The 17460-nt window shown below is 68.0% G+C and carries 14 protein-coding genes; 11 read left to right on the forward strand and 3 right to left on the reverse strand.

The window, feature by feature from the left end; all coding sequences use genetic code 11:
* Positions 1-192: 192 nt before the first annotated feature.
* The 6 genes from ABC419_RS04310 (at position 193) to ABC419_RS04335 (ending at position 9468) form a co-directional block, all read left to right on the forward strand.
* Positions 193-3462 (forward strand): TonB-dependent receptor domain-containing protein, encoded by a 3270-nt coding sequence (locus ABC419_RS04310; protein WP_412876246.1) that lies wholly within the window; start codon positions 193-195, stop codon positions 3460-3462.
* 118 nt (positions 3463-3580) lie between these two features.
* Positions 3581-4717 (forward strand): beta-ketoacyl-ACP synthase III, encoded by a 1137-nt coding sequence (locus ABC419_RS04315; protein ID WP_412876245.1) that lies wholly within the window; start codon positions 3581-3583, stop codon positions 4715-4717.
* The gene (locus ABC419_RS04320; protein WP_412876244.1) at positions 4657-5397 is read left to right on the forward strand and encodes an iron-containing redox enzyme family protein; all 741 of its coding nucleotides are present in this window, start codon (positions 4657-4659) and stop codon (positions 5395-5397) included. Before ABC419_RS04315 ends, ABC419_RS04320 begins: the two co-directional genes overlap by 61 nt.
* The gene (locus ABC419_RS04325; RefSeq protein WP_313392989.1) at positions 5394-6323 is read left to right on the forward strand and encodes a DUF6999 family protein; all 930 of its coding nucleotides are present in this window, start codon (positions 5394-5396) and stop codon (positions 6321-6323) included. The genes ABC419_RS04320 and ABC419_RS04325 overlap by 4 nt, the downstream gene beginning before the upstream one ends.
* A gap of 210 nt (positions 6324-6533) precedes the next feature.
* A complete protein-coding gene (locus tag ABC419_RS04330) occupies positions 6534-7799 on the forward strand; it encodes a dicarboxylate/amino acid:cation symporter (RefSeq protein WP_412877971.1) in 1266 nt (421 codons plus the stop codon).
* A 64-nt stretch (positions 7800-7863) separates the two neighbouring features.
* Positions 7864-9468 (forward strand): hypothetical protein, encoded by a 1605-nt coding sequence (locus ABC419_RS04335; RefSeq protein ID WP_412876243.1) that lies wholly within the window; start codon positions 7864-7866, stop codon positions 9466-9468.
* Here the strand turns inward: ABC419_RS04335 and ABC419_RS04340 are convergent.
* The 3 genes from ABC419_RS04340 to ABC419_RS04350 form a co-directional block, all read right to left on the reverse strand.
* Positions 9410-10078 carry a hypothetical protein gene (locus ABC419_RS04340; RefSeq protein WP_412876242.1) on the reverse strand — a complete coding sequence of 223 codons (669 nt, stop codon included), beginning with the start codon at positions 10076-10078 and terminating at the stop codon, positions 9410-9412. The genes ABC419_RS04335 and ABC419_RS04340 overlap by 59 nt on opposite strands.
* Positions 10075-10284, reverse strand: coding sequence for a hypothetical protein (locus ABC419_RS04345; protein WP_412876241.1), 210 nt, complete (start codon positions 10282-10284; stop codon positions 10075-10077). The genes ABC419_RS04340 and ABC419_RS04345 overlap by 4 nt, the downstream gene beginning before the upstream one ends.
* Before the next feature lie 224 nt (positions 10285-10508).
* Positions 10509-13139, reverse strand: coding sequence for a M14 family metallopeptidase (locus tag ABC419_RS04350; RefSeq protein WP_412876240.1), 2631 nt, complete (start codon positions 13137-13139; stop codon positions 10509-10511).
* Between the two features lie 236 nt (positions 13140-13375).
* On the opposite strand from ABC419_RS04350, the gene ABC419_RS04355 reads away from it, so the two are divergent.
* From ABC419_RS04355 to ABC419_RS04375, 5 genes are all read left to right on the forward strand, one after another.
* Positions 13376-14137, forward strand: coding sequence for an SDR family oxidoreductase (locus ABC419_RS04355; RefSeq protein WP_412876239.1), 762 nt, complete (start codon positions 13376-13378; stop codon positions 14135-14137).
* A gap of 127 nt (positions 14138-14264) precedes the next feature.
* Positions 14265-14588: a PadR family transcriptional regulator gene (locus tag ABC419_RS04360; RefSeq protein WP_003166092.1), complete on the forward strand. Its 324-nt coding sequence runs from the start codon at positions 14265-14267 to the stop codon at positions 14586-14588.
* A gap of 20 nt (positions 14589-14608) precedes the next feature.
* Entirely contained in the window at positions 14609-15736 is a 1128-nt protein-coding gene (locus ABC419_RS04365; RefSeq protein ID WP_412876238.1) for a hypothetical protein, read from the forward strand.
* Positions 15737-15803: 67 nt separating this feature from the next.
* Entirely contained in the window at positions 15804-16910 is a 1107-nt protein-coding gene (locus ABC419_RS04370; RefSeq protein ID WP_412876237.1) for a bifunctional transcriptional activator/DNA repair enzyme AdaA, read from the forward strand.
* A complete protein-coding gene (locus tag ABC419_RS04375; RefSeq protein WP_412876236.1) occupies positions 16891-17442 on the forward strand; it encodes a methylated-DNA--[protein]-cysteine S-methyltransferase in 552 nt (183 codons plus the stop codon). Before ABC419_RS04370 ends, ABC419_RS04375 begins: the two co-directional genes overlap by 20 nt.
* The last annotated feature ends 18 nt before the right edge of the window (positions 17443-17460 follow it).

A 17460-nucleotide genomic window follows, 5' to 3' on the forward strand; every position in this document is an offset into this window, starting at 1 on the left:
GGAGAGGGCGGCGGACTTCGGTTCGCCGCCCTTTTTGCACGTCGCAATATGGCGAAAATGTTTCATCTGGAAGGCAAATATCAAAATAGCGACGCTATGCGGACGTAATTGCTTGCGCAGCGGAGGCGTTCGGGCGGAAAAGTCGCGCGTTGCGGACGAGGGGTCTCGCAACGCGTCTAGGAAAAACAAAAAATGCTCAGCAAAAATAAGCTGTTGGGATCGACGCTGATCGCCGGGATGGCGATCGCTGGCGGCATGGCCGTCGCGCCGACCGTCGCCTACGCTCAGGACGAACAGGTGAGCCAGGTCGACGAGATCGTGGTCACCGGTTCGCGCATTCGCCGCAGCCCGGCCAACTCGCCAACGCCGCTGATCCAGATCGGCCAAGAGGAGCTGATGCAGTCGGGACAAGTCAACGTCATCGACTTCCTGGCTGATATTCCCGCCCTGTCGACTTCTGTCGTGCCGGAAGACACCACTGGTTCGAACCTGAACGACGGCGGTCTGTCGCTGCTGAGCCTGCGCGGTCTGGGTTCGGTGCGCACCCTGACCCTGGTTGACGGCCGTCGTCACGTGGGCTCATCGCCGGGCGGTCTGTCGGTGGACGTCGACACCATTCCGCGTTTGCTGGTCGCCAGTACGGAAGTGATCACCGGCGGCGCCGCCGCCGTTTACGGCGCTGACGCCGTTTCGGGCGTGGTCAACTTCGTTCTTCGCAAGGATTTTGACGGCCTGGAGATCGACGGATCAATCGCCGAGATCAACCAGGACCACCAACTCAGCCAGCGTCTGTCGGTGCTGTGGGGCCAGAACCTCCTGAACGACCGACTGAACTATTACGTATCGGGCGAGTATCAGCGCAGCGACGAGGTGCTGGATGCGGATGTCGACTGGCGTCGTGAATCGTGGGCCCTGATCGGCAATGACTCCGATCCGGCCTCGGCGCCGTCGGACGGCGTGCCGGACCAGATCCTGATCCGCAATGCGCGCACCTACATCCGCGGCACCAACTTTGGCGGCATGACCGTGCTGGCCACCGGCGTGAAGCCCAGCCCGTCCAGCGATCCAGACGTGCCGTTCGGTAGCTGCTCGTCGACCTCCTTCGCCGCCAACTGCTTCGGCCTGGCGCCCGACAACCGCCCGGACAATGCCTATCTCTACGATGAGAACGGCGTGTCGCGCGGCGTGACCTTCGGTTCGATCCGTCAGGGGACGGGCATCAATCGCACCACCAGCAACGGCGGCGAAGGCCAGGTGTCGAACACCGAGCAGGGCCAGGCCAGCCGCTTGCCGGAATCGACCAACTACCGCTTCCAGACGGGCCTGAATTTCGACATCACGAACAACATTCAACTGTTCGCTGAAGCCAAGTATGTCGAGGAAGAAACCTACGACGCCGGCCAGCGCGTCTTCCATGACTTCAACATCCGCCAGCTGGCGCCGAACACCATGGGCGCCATCACCAGCACCTCGGCGTTCGAGATCGGTCTGGATAACGCCTACCTGCCGGAAAACGTGCGTACTGCGATCCAGAACAATCGTCGTGACGTATACAACTCGGCCGGCGTCCTGACAGGCAACGTCGCCGACGCACGCGCGCAGCACAAGCTATACGGCCCGGCCCGCAATCAACTGAACAACCGCGACCTGCAGCGCTACGTCGTTGGTCTGCGTGGTGATCTGGGTGACATCGGTTTCGTCAAGGACGTCAACTGGGAAGCCGGTTACACCTATGGCGAGATGAACAACAAGAACCGCGAACTGGGCGTGGACGTTGTCCGCTATCAGGCCGCCGTGGACGCCGTGGTCGACACCGCGGGCATCGTCAACGGGCGTGCGGGCGAGGTCGTCTGCCGCGTGCAACTGATGAAGGCGCGGGGCGTCGCCGTGCCGGACGCCCGCGTGACCAGCGGCGGCGTGACCACCACCTACTCGCGTCAGGGCGCGGTCATCGACGAGTGCGCGCCGATCCGCGTCTTCGGTCCGGGCGGCTTCAGCCAGGAAGCCCTGGAGTACATCCAGGCCTCGGTCACGGTCACGGACCAGAACAAGCAGCACGACTTCATGACCTATGCGTCGGGCAAGCTGTGGGACTTCTGGGGCGCCGGCCCGATCGGCGCATCGATCGGTTATGAATACCGCAAGGAACTCACCAGCGGCACCGGTCGCGACCGCGATCGTGCGGGCCGGTATCTGTTCCTGAACGCGGGGCCGGACTTCCCGGAAGCCAGCTACGACACCAACGACATTTTCGCTGAAGTCAGCATTCCGCTGCTGCGCGACTCCGTCCTGGGCCGCTCGGCTGAGATCAGCGGCGCCTATCGCTTCTCTGATTACTCGCACGTCGGCAAGCAGGACACCTACAGCGCTCAATTCCAATGGCGTCCGGTCGATCAATTCATGTTCCGCGCCACGACCGCAACCGCGATCCGCGTTCCGAACCTGGCCGAGACCCATGACCCCTACAGCCAGACCTTCGCAAACGGTTTTGTTGATCCCTGCAGCGCTACGGTCATCAATAACCTGGCTGACCGTTCGATCGCTACGAACCGTATCGCCAACTGCGGCGCCCTGGCCAAGGCGGCGGGCCTGGATCTGAGCTTTGCGGATCCTTCTGCGGCCAACGCCTATCTGCCAAACTATGGCAGCGGCTCAGTGACGGGCCTGGCGGGCGGCAACCGCTTGCTGAAGCCTGAAACTTCTGAGAGCTTCACAGTCGGCGGCGTCTGGACTCCTGACTTCCTGCTGCCGAACCTGCAGGTCGTAATGGACTACTATGACATCGAGATCAGCGATGCGATCGACTCGGTGACGGCGCAGGACGCGGCAAATCAGTGCGTGAACGGTGACGCTGTGAACACCGGCGCGTGCGCCACCCAGACCCGCGACGCCACGTCCTTCCTGGTCACGAGTTTCGTTCAGGGCTCGTTGAACTATGCGGCGCTGACGGCCAAGGGTGTGGATTTCACGGTCTCCTACCGCACTGACCTGCCGGAGTTCTTCGGTCGTCCGTGGGGCGAATTCAGTCATTCGGTCCGCGGCAACTGGTTGATCGAGCAGCACGACTTCGTCAACATTGAGGATCCGTCGGATGCGGACATCAATGAAGACACTGTCGGGAATCCACGCGTGCGCTTCCTCTCGACCGTAACCTGGTCGCCGACCTCGACCCTGGCCTTCTCCTGGGCCTGGGACTGGCAGGCCAGCCAGGAAATCCTCGACATCGACAACATGCGGGATAACCCGGACCTGTACGCGACCTCGAAGTACCTGGAGACGGGCGACTTCTCCCAGCACGACTTCTCGGTCCGCTGGGCGGCGCGGGACAACCTGACGATCCGCGCGGGCGTGGTGAACGCGTTCGACGCTGAGCCGGCGCGTTGGCTGGGCAATACGACCTCGGATAACTTCGACCTGTTCGGACGTCGTTTCTTCCTGAGCTTCAACTATCGTCCGTTCTAAGCCTGACCTGATTTCAGGTTGAGGAGAGGGCGGCGGACTTCAGTCCGTCGCCCTTTCTGCTTTTGAAACGGCAGTTTCCGGGTTGTGCGAAGCGGGGCGGGTCGCCAAGCTCCGCGCCATGAGTGAGCTTCGCGACGTCTTCATCACCGGGATCGGCGCCGTCCTGCCCGGCGAGCGGATCGGCAACGATCGGATGGAGGACTTCATCGGCCGCATCGGCGGGCGGGCGTCCGCCGTCGGGCGGCGCGCCCTGCGCTGGAACGGGATCGAGGGGCGGCATTACGCCCTGACGCCGGACGGGCAGCCGCTGCATTCCAACGCCTCCATGTGCGCGGACGCCGTGCGGGCGGCGCTGGATGGGGCGGGTCTGAGCCTCGGAGATTTGCAGCATCTGGGGGCGGCGGCGACGCAGGGGGACTATCTGGTGCCCGGCCACGCCAGCGCGGTTCAGGCCGAATTGGGCGCGGGGCCGCTGGAAGCGTTCAGCTATCAGTCCGTCTGCGCCAGCGCCCTGATGGCGGCCAAGGGGGCGTGGCTGAGCGTGCGGGCGGGGGAGGCGGAGGTCGCTGCCGCCTGTGCGGGGGAGTTTTCGTCACGCTGGTTCCGCCCTCATTTTTATGAGGGCACGGCGCTGGTGGACGAGAAGGGCCGAGCGCGGATCGAGGCGGACTTCCTGCGCTTCACCCTGTCGGACGGGGCGGGGGCGGTGGTGATGGAGCCGAGGCCCAGGCCCGAGGGCCTGAGCCTGAAGGTCGAATGGATCGACATGACCTCTCTGGCCGGGCGCTTCGATCCCTGCATGTGGGCCGGATCGACGCCGGAAGCGCGCGCCGACATGACCAGCGCCTGGAGCCACGCCGGACCGGCAGCGGCCCATGCGGCGGGGGCGGTGGCCCTGTTGCAGGACTTCGACCTGCTGAAGATCGTCATTCGCGCCTGGATCGGCGTCTGGCTGGAGAAGGTGGACGCCGGGCGGATCGTCCCCGATCAGGTCGATCATCTGCTGTGCCATTACTCAGCGCGGTCGCTGCGCGAGGAGATCGTCGGCCTGCTGGAAAGCACGGCCGCCATGATCCCGGAAGAGAAGTGGTTCACGACTCTGGCCGACAGCGGCAATGTCGGCTCGGCCTCGATCTGGGTCATGCTGGACGCCTTCCTGAAGTCGGGACGCGGAAAGCGCGGAGACAAGGTGCTGTGCATCGTGCCCGAGAGCGGGCGGGCGATGATCGGCTTCATGATGCTGGAGATTGTGTGATGGCGGAACAACTGGCCGAGGCGGCGGTCGCCGACACCCTACGGAAGCTGGCGGTTGTCTTCGCCGATTTCGAACAGCGGCTGGAGGCGACGCCGCTGATCCGCAAGCTGACGCGGGGGCGGTTCGAACTGGCCGACTACCACGCCTTTCTGATCAACCTGCGCCAGCAGGTGAAGGACGGGGCGCTGTGGATGAGCCGGGCGGCGTCGAACATCGGCGAGGATCATCTGGAGCTGCGCTCGACCCTGATGCGCCATGCGGTGACGGAGCATCGCGATTTCCGCCTGCTGGAGGCCGACTTCACAGCGGCGGGCGGGGCGCTGGGCGACATTCAGTCGGCGCCGAAGAACGTCGGGTCCGAGGCCCTGTCGGCCTGGATGTTCCATGAGGCGTCGAAGCCTGATCCCTTCGGCCTGCTGGGCGCCATGTTCATCATCGAGGGGCTGGGCTCGATCAAGGCGCGGCCCTGGGGCCTGAAGGTGCAGGAGCGGCTGGCGCTGCCCGACGAGGCGGTGCGCTTCCTGCTGTATCACGGCGACAACGACGCCGAGCATATGAAGGAGTTCGAGGAGATGCTGGGCATGGTCCTGCCCGACCCCTTCATCGCTGAACGCATCGTCACGACGGCCAAGGTGACGGCCCGGCTCTACGCCCTGCAGATCGAGGAGATCGCGGCGTGAGATACTACAAGCCGGGGGAGGATCCGTTCGACCCGGCGCGGTTCGACCCCAAGGATCCCGATCCGTGGATGGCGCTGTATCTGGACCACAGCCTGCCGATCGACGACGGGGCCAAGCGCGACCTGTTGCTGGGCGCGCGGTCGCGGTCGCGGCGCTGGCTGTTCCCGGTGGCGCGGCCGCTGGTGTTCCTGTTCTTCTGTCTGGTGAAGGTGCTGCGGGTCATCTCGCCGAAATACCCGAACCTGAATGGCCTGCTGCACAAGACCATCCATTGGGGACTGCGGACCTTTGTGACGCCCGAGGGCAACCGGGTGATCCTGCGTCACTTCCACGTCGGCTCCGAACTGACCGCCTTCGTGCGCGAAAACGCGGGGGTGGGCGACAAGGTGACGAAGTGGCCGCTGACGCCGACGCGGCTGAAGGACATCGAGCCGGACCTGTTCCTTCAGCACGACCTGAACATCTTCAACTTCGTCATCGAGATGAACGCCGTGCTGCGCGCCGAGGGGCGGGAGCTGACGCCGCCCGAGCGGATCGACTTCTCCATGATCTCGGACGAATTCCCGCCGTTCGAGGAGTTTCCGCGCAAGTGGCACAACTTCGTCGACGTGCAGACGGCGGTGGAGTTCTACACCCCCATCTATGCGCTGATGCTGCCGCGCGACGACTTCGTGCGGGCGTCCAGTTCGCTGCAGCTGGACGAGGTGATGGCCATCTATATCGCCCGCATTCTGGGGACGAGCTACCACATGGCCTTCGTCAAGAACGGCCATCCGCTGGTGGCGCTGTCGACGCTGCAGGCGGGCTATCGGTTGATGATGCACGGGTTGGATTCCGAGGCCATGCACGGCTGGCTGCGGGTGATGAAGGCGCGTCAGGCGGCGGGCCTGCCGCTGGACCCGGCCAACTCGGGCGCGCCGAAGTAGGGCGCTGCGGTCCAACACCGTCACCCTCGGGCTTGTCCCGAGGGCCCATGGCGGCTGCAAGCTGAAGGGTGCGTCGTTTTCATACCTGCGCCTCCACATCCTGCGCCAAGCCAAGAGGAACGCTGGGCCCTCGGGACAAGCCCGAGGGTGACGAGGGAAGAGGGTTGATTTCCGCTGGCGCGCGGCGCGGCGGCTGCTAGCGTGGCCGTCATGAAATCGGCGCGCTCCTTTCTGACCTCCCTCAGCACGATGGTGCTACTGTCGCTTGTGCTGGGCCTGCTGGCCGGGGCGGCGGCGCAGGCGTGGGGTCTGCCGGGCGGCCATGTCACGGCGGACTTCATTCAGGCGTTGGGCCAGCTGTGGCTGAATGCGCTGCGGATGACGATCATCCCGCTGGTGTTCAGCCTGCTGGTGACGGGCATCGCCTCCATCGCCGATGCGGCGCGGACCGGGCGGCTGGCGCTGAAGGCGGTGTCATGGTTCGGCGGGCTGATCGTCTTTGCGACCGTCTACGCCGTCGCGGCGGCCTATGGTCTGCACGCTCTGTGGCCGATCGATCCCGAAGGCGCGCGCCTGCTGCTGGCGATCAAGCCGGAGAGCGCTGAGGGCCTGGGCGCCGGCGCGCCGTTCAGCGAGTTCTTGAAGACCATCGCCCCGGCCAATCCGATCCGCGCGGCGGCTGAGGACGCCATCCTGGGCATGGTGGTGTTCGCGGTCTTCTTCGGCTTTGCGGCGTCGGGCCTGCCGGAACGGCTGCGGGTTCCGCTGATCACCTTCTTCGAGGCGGTGGGCGAGACGATGATCGTCATTGTCCGCTGGGTGCTGAAGGCGGCGCCGCTGGGCGTCTTCGCCCTGTCGATCGGGGTGGGGCTGACGGCGGGGGCGAGCGCGGCGGGGGTGCTGCTGCACTATGTGGCGCTGATCTCGCTCGCCTGCATCGGCATCGGCCTGATTTTCTATCCGCTGGCGGTCATCTTCGGCCGGGTGTCGCTGGGTCGGTTCGCGCGGGCGGCGGCCCCGGCGCAGGTGGTGGCCTTCTCCACCCAGTCGTCGCTGGCCAGCCTGCCGGTCATGGTCGAGCGGGCGGTCGACGAACTGGGCGTCAAGCGGTCGACGGCGGGACTGGTCCTGCCGCTGGCGGTGGCGGTGTTCCGCATCACCAGCCCGGTCGCCAACCTGGGCGTCGCCATCTATTGCGCCCATCTGTTCGGACTGGAGCCTTCGGCGGGGCAGTTGCTGGCCGCCATGCTGACGGCGGTGCTGATCTCGATCGGCACGGTGGGGCTGCCGGGTCAGGCCAGCTTCTTCGCCTCCATCGCCCCGATCTGCATCGCCATGGGCGTGCCGCTGGAACTGCTGCCGCTGCTGCTGGCGGTCGAGGTCGTGCCCGACATCTTCCGCACCCTGGGCAACGTCACGGCCGACCTGGCCGTGGTCCGCATCGTCCAGGGCGGAGAGGTCGAAACTTCAGACTGAACGTCGGTTGACGAGGCGGGCGCGCCGAGGTCAAGCTTTCCCCCGGGGCGTAAGGGGAATGACCATGAGCAAGACGATTCTGCGTGCGGCCGCCGTGATGGCGACGGTCGCGGCCATGACGTGCGGCGCGGCGGCGCCCGCCCAGGCCCAGCAGGCGGCGACGGTCGAGGCGCGCTCGGCGCCCGGCGGCGTGGCCGTGACCTGGCGCCTGGCCGAGCCGACGACGCGCGCGGCGTTCCTGACCACGGCGGTCATTCGCGACACGTGGACGGTGACGACGCTGGGCCTGACGCTGGCCGACGGCGCGGTTGAAGGCGCGGCGCCCTTCCAGGCCTTCGAGATCCTGATCACGCCCGACAAGGCCGAGGTGGACCGCATCTACATGAGCCTGTCGAAGGCGGGGGAAGGCCACGTCCTCTACGGCCCGGCCCTGACCTTGAAGGGCATGGACGCCGAACTGACGGCGCAGTTGGCGGCGGGCGAGGTCGCCGTGCCGACGGCCGAGGCGGTGAAGGGCTACCTCTATCTGGGGCCTGAGGCGGCGCTGATGCGTCGCGAGGGCGCGGCGGTGGTGACCAGCCCCTCGGCGCCGCCCGCCTTGACGACGCTGTTGCGGGACGGCTTCTTCGCCGCCCAGAAATTCTATGGGGCGCGGTTGGGCCATGTCCTGCCGAACGAGCCGACGCTGATCATTTCGACCGACAGCCCCGGTCCTACCGGGTTTCGCGGCGATGTGACCGATACAGGGCTGATCTCCCTGCGTTTCCACGGCGATATGTGGGCGTCGCCGCCGCCCGACGTGGCGGTGCCGCTGGGCACCTTGGTCTGGCACGAGGCTTTCCACCTGTGGAACGGCAATGGGGTGAAGATGAAGGACAGCGGCTCGGCGCCTTGGCTGCACGAAGGCATGGCCGAGTACGCCGCCCTGACCGCCGCCGTTTCCAGCGGCGTAATCGACGAGGCGCAGGCGCGTACGGCGCTGAACGCGCGGATGCGGGACTGCCGTTCCATGCTGGGCGACGACGACTATGATCCTGAGCGCCTTCGCAAGGGACAGGCCATCTACGACTGCGGCGTAGTGGTGCAATGGCTGGCGGATCTGGAGGAGCGTCGGGCTTCTGACGGCCGGCGCGACGTCTTCGATCTGTGGAAGGAAATGCTGGACGCCGGCCGTGGCGGAGACGGCTATGGCGTGACTGAATTCCGCGCCCGACTGCGCCCCGACACCGCGGTCGCCGTGCTGATGGACGGGCCGGGGGCGGAGCGGTGGGCTGAACTCGAAGCGAGGTTGACGGCTCTCGGCGTGACATTCGAGGACAAGCCTGGCGCTGGGGACTATCGCCGCACCGCCCTGTGGCACGTGGCGCGCCAGCACTGCACCGGCTCGCTGGGTTTCTTCGAAAATCAGGACGGATTGCAGCTGGATACGGGGAAGCGGTGTGGCGTCCTCTCGGGTGATCCCAAGATCGCCGCGGTCGAAGATCATGATCCGATGACCGGGGCGGAGGCCATGTTCCGCGCTGTTCAGGCGCGCTGCGCGGCGACTCAACCCGTACGCTATCGTATCTTTGAGGGGACGATTATCGAGGCCGAGTGCAACGCCGAAATGGTCATGCCGAGGGTGGCGGCGATAGGCGACGCCCCGCCGCTGGCGACGCGGGCGCAGTGATCGCCGGGAACTCGTAGCGGATCGCGCTGCGCTGGACGGAGGGCCAGGGCAGGAAGGCGTGATGGCGGCGCTCTGTCCGGGTCTGGATGATCAGGCCGCCGTCAGGGCCGACGGACAGGACGCCGAGGGCGCGGGTCTCGGTCATGGTCTCATACTGGGTGCGGACGGTGCTGAGGCCGATCCACAGCCGTCCGTTTGCACAACCGGCCACGCGGGAGCCATGGGCCGACCAGTCAGGGTCGAGGGAGGCGGGCGCTCTGTCAGCGGCCAACCGAACCTTGCCGTTAGCGTCGGACAGGAGCCAGGCGTCGTCGCCTGCGGCGCGGGCGATGGTCACGGTCGCGGCCGGTTCGGCGTTCACGGCCAGCAGCCGCGTAAGGCCCAGCTCACGGCCGAGCACGGACTGAAGCGTCGCCGCCTTCGTCTCGTCGCCCTGGGCCTGGCCGGTCGAGTCGTAGGCGCCGTCGAGCGCCGGACAGTCGCCGGGCGGGGCGGTCACGACCGGCGGGCCGTCGGCGCGCCACTGCACGGGCAGGCCGCCCACGCTGGAGGCGCAGCCGCTGAGCAGGACGGCGCCCGCCAACAGGGCGGGCCAGGCGGCGCGGCTCAATCCTCCATCGCCTCGAACATGGCCTCGGCCTCGTCGAAGGTGTCGTAGTCGAGCCGCTCGGGCGGGCGCAGGATGACGAAGCGGCTGATGACGGGCGCGTCCAGCTCGGGACGATGATCCCACTGCCAGAAGCTGCGGTCGATCCGGCTTTGCAGCAGGGTCCAGTCGCCGTCGTCGGCGGGCGGTTGCGGCGTCTGGACGGTCATGCGTGGTCAACTTCCCTGCGGGTGAAGGCAGGAAAGCCTTTGCGGCGTCTGGTGTCAAAGCCCGCCTGGTATTCCTTCTCCCCTTCTGGGAGAAGGTGGCCGAACGGAGTGAGGTCGGATGAGGGGTTGCGAGACCTCAGCCTCGGCCTCTCGTCAAACCTCAAACAGACCCCTCATCCGTCCGGCTTCGCCGTCCACCTTCTCCCACAAGGGGAGAAGGGATGTCAGTCGCCCTTCGTGCCTGACGTATGCGCCGGGCCGCGGAAGACGGCGTTGAGGAACAAAGGCTTCAGCCCTTCCAGGAAGGCGCGCATGGTCACGTCCTGGGTGAAGGCGACGACCTGGCCGCGACCGACTTCGGAGGCCATGGCGACGGGCTTGTAGGCCAGCTGGCGGCGGTTCTCGGCCCACAGCTGGCCGGACGCCAGCACCTGGTCCGGTCCGGCCAGGCGCACGACGTTGGTTCCCTGGTCGCGGGCCAGCGGCGCATAGATGTCCGAGCCGCGCACCATGACGCTGAGGGTCGGGGCGACGCCCGCGCCCAGCCAGTGCTCGTTGTCGACGACGGCGCTGGCCAGGACGCCGGCGACCGGATCGGGCGCCCCGCCGTGGTGGCCGGTCAGGGCCAGGTATTCGGCGTCGGTGGCGATTTCGCTGCCGCCGTCCTTTTTGTCTTTGTCGCCGTCGCCGGAAGCGGCGCTTTCGCGGCGGCTCTCCAGCAGCTTGGAGTCGGGGTCGGTCAGCAGGCGGCTGGCCGAGCCGACGCCGATCAGGACGCCGCCCGCCTGGACCCAGGCGCGCAGATTGGCGACGCCGCTCTCGCCGAGGATCTGCTCATAATTTCCGCCCGAGGGCAGGATCAGCACCTGGTAGCGGGACAGGTCGGCGTTCGCCAGGCGGCGGGTGCGGACGGCCGTGACGGGCCAGCCGTATTCGCGCTCCAGCACATGGCGGATGGAGCCGGCGGATTCCGGCTCGGTCGGGTCGTCCCAGGCCATGGCGACGCGCGGGGCGGCGATGACGGTGGCCTTGTCCGAGCCGATGCTGGGGCCGCTGGAGACCCAGGAGGTGGCCAACGGCGTCACCTGGGCGCCGCTGCCGGCGGCCAGGCGGCGGACGCGCTCGTCCAGGTCGGCGGGCGAGCCGGCGCGCGGCACGATGAAGGTTCCGCCCGGATAGGCGCGGCCGTCCAGGGTGAAGGGCTCCTCGACCGAGCGGACCGGCAGCTTGTCCGTCAGGGCGGCGGTAAGGAAACGCATCCCCGCCGTGCCCGGATGGATGGCGTAGCCGTAGGCCGCGTCGCCGGACGCCACGGCGGCGGGACGGATCAGTTCGGGGCCGACGGCGGCCGTCTGGACCGAGGGAGCGCCGGTGCAGCGCTGGCTCGGCACGTTGAACAGCAGGGGCAGGGACCAGCCGGTCAGGTCATAGATCTCGTCGCCCAGCCCGCGCGCGCGGCGGGCTTCCTGTTCGGCCAGGAATTTGGGGTCCAGCGGCACGTCCTTGGCCAGCAGGGTCTCGGCCATGCGGCGCTGGGGCTGGGCCAGGTTCACCACGTAGTCGCCCGCCTGATAGCTCTGGCCGCAGGCGGAGAAGGCGGCGGTGGCGCGTCCGACCTCCAGACCCGAACGCACCAGCAGGCCCGCCAGCTTGTCGGCCGCTGCCGGATCGGCGGCGGCGGAGCGCGACAGGACATAGGCGCCGCGTCCGCCCGAAATCCCGTCGCGGTGGAAGGCGTAGAAGTCGCTGAGCAGCTTTTCGCGGTCGCGGGCGGCAGTCTCGATGGTCGACAGGGTGGCGGTCAAATGGCCCTTGACCGTGTCGGCGTAGGTCAGCATCTCGCCCGATGAGCGGCGGGCCAGCAGACCGCGCGACGAGCCCTGTTCATAGGTCATGGAGACGGCGCCGAAATAGGCCGGCCAGCCGTCGCCGTAGCCGGGATAGAAGGCGTCGAAGGTCTCACGCGTGAAATAGTCCAGCCCGGCCTGGTCGAAGCGCCCGGCGGTGTTGCGGCCGAACCGTTCGCGGGCGTCCAGGATCGGCGGATAGATCCACGGGTTCAGCGGCTGGGCCTCGGGCGGGAAGAAGAAGCTGGAGTCGGTGCCCATCTCGTGGGAATCGACCACCACCTGCGGACGCCATTCGCGGATCAGGGCCGAGTGGCCCTGCGTCTCGGGCTGGGACTGGATGAACCAGTCGCGGTTCAGGTCGAACAGATTGTGGTTGAAGCGGCCGGACGGCCACGGCTCGGCCCGCTCGGCCGACAGGGGGTCGCCGTTGGGCTGGGCGCCGAGGCCCGCCTCGAAGCTGTTGATGAAGCGCTCGCGGCCGTCGGGGTTCTGGGTCGGGACGAAGACGACCACGACGTTTTCGAGCCAGCCCTGCGCCTCGGCGTCGAGGCCGTCGGTCAGGCGGCGCGCGGCGGCCAGGGCGGCGTCGGCGGGGCTGATCTCATTGCCGTGGACGGAATAGGCCATCCAGACGATGGCCGGGGTGTCGTTGATCAGGGCGCGGGCTTGTTCGGGCGAGGTCTTGCGCGGATCGGCCAGGGCGTTGGTCGCGGCCTTGACGGCGTCGAGCCGGGCGATGTTGCGCGGTGAGCCGACGGCGGCCCAGAACAGGGGGCGGCCTTCCCACGACTGGGCGTAGTCGCCCATGACCATGCGGTCGGGATTGGCGGTCCGCAGCGCCTCGAAATAGCGGCGCACGTCGGCGGAGCGGGTGATGCGCTCGCCGCTGTCGTGGCCGACGACGGCCAGAAGTTCGGGCGGGTTCTGTTGCGCCAAGGCGGGGGCGGCGCCCAGGGCCAGGCTGAGCGCCAGCAGAGAACAGGCGGCGCGGCGACGATACGACATGAGAATACTCCCCCTACGGAGCGCCGACCTTAACCGTGGAGCCGAGGCGAAGGGAAGCGGCGCCGCGCCGTCATTTCTTCCGCTTTTAAGCCAGAACTCAGCGGTAAGCGCAGGCGCGGCGCCATCGCCGAGCGACCGTCTCACCGCCGATAAAGGGTGCGCCCTTATGGCGAATGGGTCGATGCCGTGATCCGGCCTATGGGCGTGTTCTCCGGTCGCAAGCGTGTGTTTCCTCCATGATTTCCCTGCAGAACCTCGAAGGCTCCGTGGTCGTCGTTTCGGGAGCCGGCAGAGGCTTGGGCGCGGCCCTGGCCATCAGTCTGGCCGAAGCGGGGAGCCGGCCGATCCTGTGCGGACGCCGTCGCGGGGCGCTCGAGAGCGTCGCCTTGACCATTCTGGAGCGCACGGGCGTGCAGGCGAAGGTCGTTGAACTCGATCTCGGCGACGCCGCCAGCGTGGGGCGGGCCGTGGCGCAACTGAAGGCCGAGCACGAGGTCGTCGACATCCTGATCAACAACGGGGCGATGTGGCTCGAAGGGAGCACGGAGGACCATCGTGCCGAAGAGGTTCTCGGGGTGGTGAACGCCGCCGTCTCAGGAACCTTCCTTCTGACACAGGGGCTGATGCCCCTGTTGCGCGGATCGAGCCGCCCGGACATCGTGACCGTCGGATCGATCAGCGGCCTGCCCGGCGCGGCGATCCAGACCACGTCCGTGCCCTTTTACGCCGCCAAGCGCGCGCAGGCCGCCCTTGCTGAAGGCTTCGCCCAGATGTTGGTCGGGACGCCCGTGCGATCCCTCGTCGTTCACCCGCCCTATCTCGATGACGTCGAGCCGGGCGCAGAGGCGTGGGAGACTGCGTCCGAGCGCCGCAAGGGCGAGCGCGCCACCAATCGGGACATCGTGGAGGCGGTGCTGTTCGCCGTGACGCGGCCCCGGCACGTCTCCCTGTCGATCACCGTCGACGCCGACGAGGGCGGGCGCTTTTCACATCTCTAGGCGCCGGTGACCGCCTCTGCGGGCGGTCATGCGATGATGTCAGATAGCGAAGATCGTTGACAGCCTCGTGCAGTATGTCGCATACACTGTGTGTCACACACTATGTGGCGGCAGGTGAGGCGGCGCCGTGGACCGGGAACTGTTCGAGACGATGCGGCTGGAGCTGCGGCGCGGGACGCTGGTCCTGGCGGTGCTCGCCTGCCTGCGGACCGAACGCTACGGCTACACCCTGCGGCAGGCGCTGGCGGCGGACGGGCTGGAGATGGAGGAATCCACCCTCTACCCCCTGTTGCGGCGGCTGGAGGGGCAGGGGCTGCTGACCAGCGAATGGCGCGAGGAGGAGAAGCGAAAGAAGCGCTTCTACGTCCTGTCGCCGGGGGGCGAGGCCATGCTGGCCGCCCTGACCGAGGAATGGCGCGGCATCAACGCCTCGCTGGAACGGATTCTCTAAAAGGGATGGGAGAGGGCGCGATGAACATCATCGAACGCTATCTGGAGGCCGTGGCGGCGCAACTGCCGACCGAGGACCGCGAGGACATCGTCGCCGAGCTGCGCGACCTGATCCTGAGCCGCGTCGAGGCGCGCGAGGAGGAGCTGGGCCGGGCCCTGACGGATGATGAGAAGGAGGCGATCCTGCACGAGATCGGCCACCCGCTGATCGTCGCCGCCCGCTATCGCAAGGGGCCGGACAGCCTGATCGGCCCGGAGCTGTTTCCCTATTGGCTGTTCGGGGCCAAGGCCGGGCTGATCGTCATCGCGGCGGTTCAGGCGCTGGGGCTGCTGATCAGCGTGCTGGGCGCGCCGGCCGATTTCGGGCGGGCGATCAGCCAGGCCTTCCACGGCTTCTTCTCCGGGGCGCTGACCCTGCTGGGGGCGCTGACGCTGGCCGGGGCGACCTGGGAGTATTACGGCATCAAGCCGAAGTGGCTGACGAACTGGCGGGTGCGCGACCTGTCGGCCTTCGGTCTGGCGGATCCGGCGAAGTGGGGCGCGTCGATGGCTGGAAGCAACAAGGCTAAGGCCGAGTGGCTGCCCAAGGGGGCGAAGGTCTGGGGCGTGCAGGTTCAGACGCCGGCGGCGGCCGAGGCCCTGTGGTCGCTGATCGGCGGCGGCATTTTCGTCCTGTGGTGGATCGGCGCCCTGCACGTGCCCGGCCTGAACAATTTCGGCATGAGGGGCGGTGACGTGGTGGTGAGCGCCGCGCCGATCTGGAGCGTCTTGTTCGCGCCCATCCTGGCCTGGGCCGTGGCGGGGATCGCCGTGGACGCGACCGGCTTGATCTGGCCGTACGCAGTGAGACTGCGGGCCATGCTCAAGATTCCGCTGGCGGCGGGCGGGCTGTGGCTGGGCTGGCGACTATTACAGGCGGATAGCTGGTTCACCCTGACCAAGGGCGGTCAGGCGGCGCAGGTTGAGGGCGGCCCGACCAACCTTAGCATGGAGGCTTTGCGCGCCATCAATGAGGCCGGGCGTGGGGTGGTCGACACCGCCGCGACCCTGTCGACGGTGCTGAGCTGGGTTCTGGCGGCGTTGATGTTGGGGCTAGCGCTCGACATCCTGCGGCAGGTGTGGCGCATCGCGACGGTGCGCGAGCGCTGAACTCGCGCGGCGCCGTCATGTCCGAAAACCGCGAGACAGGGCGGCGCGGCGGGCGCATGTTGCGGGCATGGAAAACGCCCGCGACATGCTGGATCAGGAGGCCTGTTACCGGGCCGTCCTGACGCGCGACCCGCGCTTCGACGGGCGCTTCTTCACCTGCGTGAAGACCACCGGGATCTATTGCCGTCCGGTCTGTCCGGCCAGAACGCCCAAGCGCGAGAACATGCGCTTCGTCGCCAGCGCGGCGGCGGCCGAGGAGGCGGGCTTTCGCGCCTGCCTGCGCTGTCGGCCGGAGACGGCGCCCGACATGGGGGCGTGGCGCGGCACCTCCAACACCGTCAGCCGGGCGCTGAACCTGATCGAGGCGGGGGCTCTGGATGAGGGCGACGTCGACGCCCTGGCCGCGCGGCTGGGGGTGGGTGAGCGGCACCTGCGCCGTCTGTTCCGCCAGCACCTGGGCGCCGCCCCGGTCAGCGTGGCCCAGACGCGCCGCGTCCTGCTGGCCAAGGCCTTGATCCACCAGACCGATCTGCCGATGGCCGAGGTCGCCATGGCGTCCGGCTTCGGCAGCGTGCGCCGCTTCAACGAGACGTTTCAGGCCCTGTATGGACGGCCGCCGTCGGCGCTGCGGGCGCGGGCCGAGCGGCCGTGGGATGGAGGCGTGCGGCTGAGCCTGCCCTATCGTCCGCCCTATGAGGTCGAGGCCATGCTGACCGCCCTGAAGGCGAGCGGCGAGACGGTCGACGGCGGGGTCTGGCGCCGCGTCCTGACGCCCGCGACCGACGGGGCGACGGGCGAGGTCACGGCCCGGTTCGAGGCGGGCGACCGGCTGACGGTGACGGCGGCGCTGGACGATCTGAAGGCCCTGCCGGGCGTGCTGGCGCGGGTGCGGCGGCTGTTCGACCTGTCGGCCGATCCCGAGGCGATCCGGCGCGACCTGGCGGCTGACCCTGTGCTGGCGCCGCTGGTCGAGGCGCGGCCCGGTCTGCGCCTGCCCGGCGTCTGGAGCGACGAGGCGTCCGACATGGCCAGCGACCGGCTGGAAGACGAGCGGCTGGCGGGGCGGGCCGAGCGATGGCGGCCCTGGCGGGCCTATGGCGTGCTGCACCTGCGCGAGGCGGGGATCGACGGCGCGCAAATCATGGAGAACGACGATGAAAAAGACGCAGCCTGAAGCCTTCACCCTGGACCGCATCGCTACGCCGGTGGGCGAGGTGCTGCTGGTCACGGACGCGGACGGAACCGTGCGCGCCTTCGACTTCACCGACTATGAGGCGCGGATGATGAAGCTGCTGGCCCGCCACTACGGCGAGGTGCGGTTGACGCCGGGGCGGGCTCCTGAAGCGGTGCGGAGCGCCGTGGTCGCCTATTTCGACGGCGATCTGACGGCGTTGGACGGCCTCGCCGTGAAGACGGGCGGCACGGCGTTCCAACGCGCGGTCTGGGCGGCGCTGCGGACCATTCCGGCGGGCCGGACCTGGAGCTACGGCCAACTGGCCCAGGCCATCGGCAAGCCCGCCGCCGTGCGCGCCGTGGGCCTGGCCAACGGGGCCAATCCGATCGGCGTCATCGTGCCTTGCCACCGGGTCGTCGGCGCCAATGGAACCCTGACCGGCTACGCGGGCGGGCTGGAGCGCAAGCGGTGGCTGCTGGCGCACGAAGCGTCGCAGGAGGGAACGGTGCAAGGGGCGTTTGCGCTAGACTGACAGCGCCCTCCCTTTCGG

The sequence above is a fragment of the Brevundimonas phoenicis genome (assembly GCF_047237745.1).
GTDB lineage: Bacteria > Pseudomonadota > Alphaproteobacteria > Caulobacterales > Caulobacteraceae > Brevundimonas.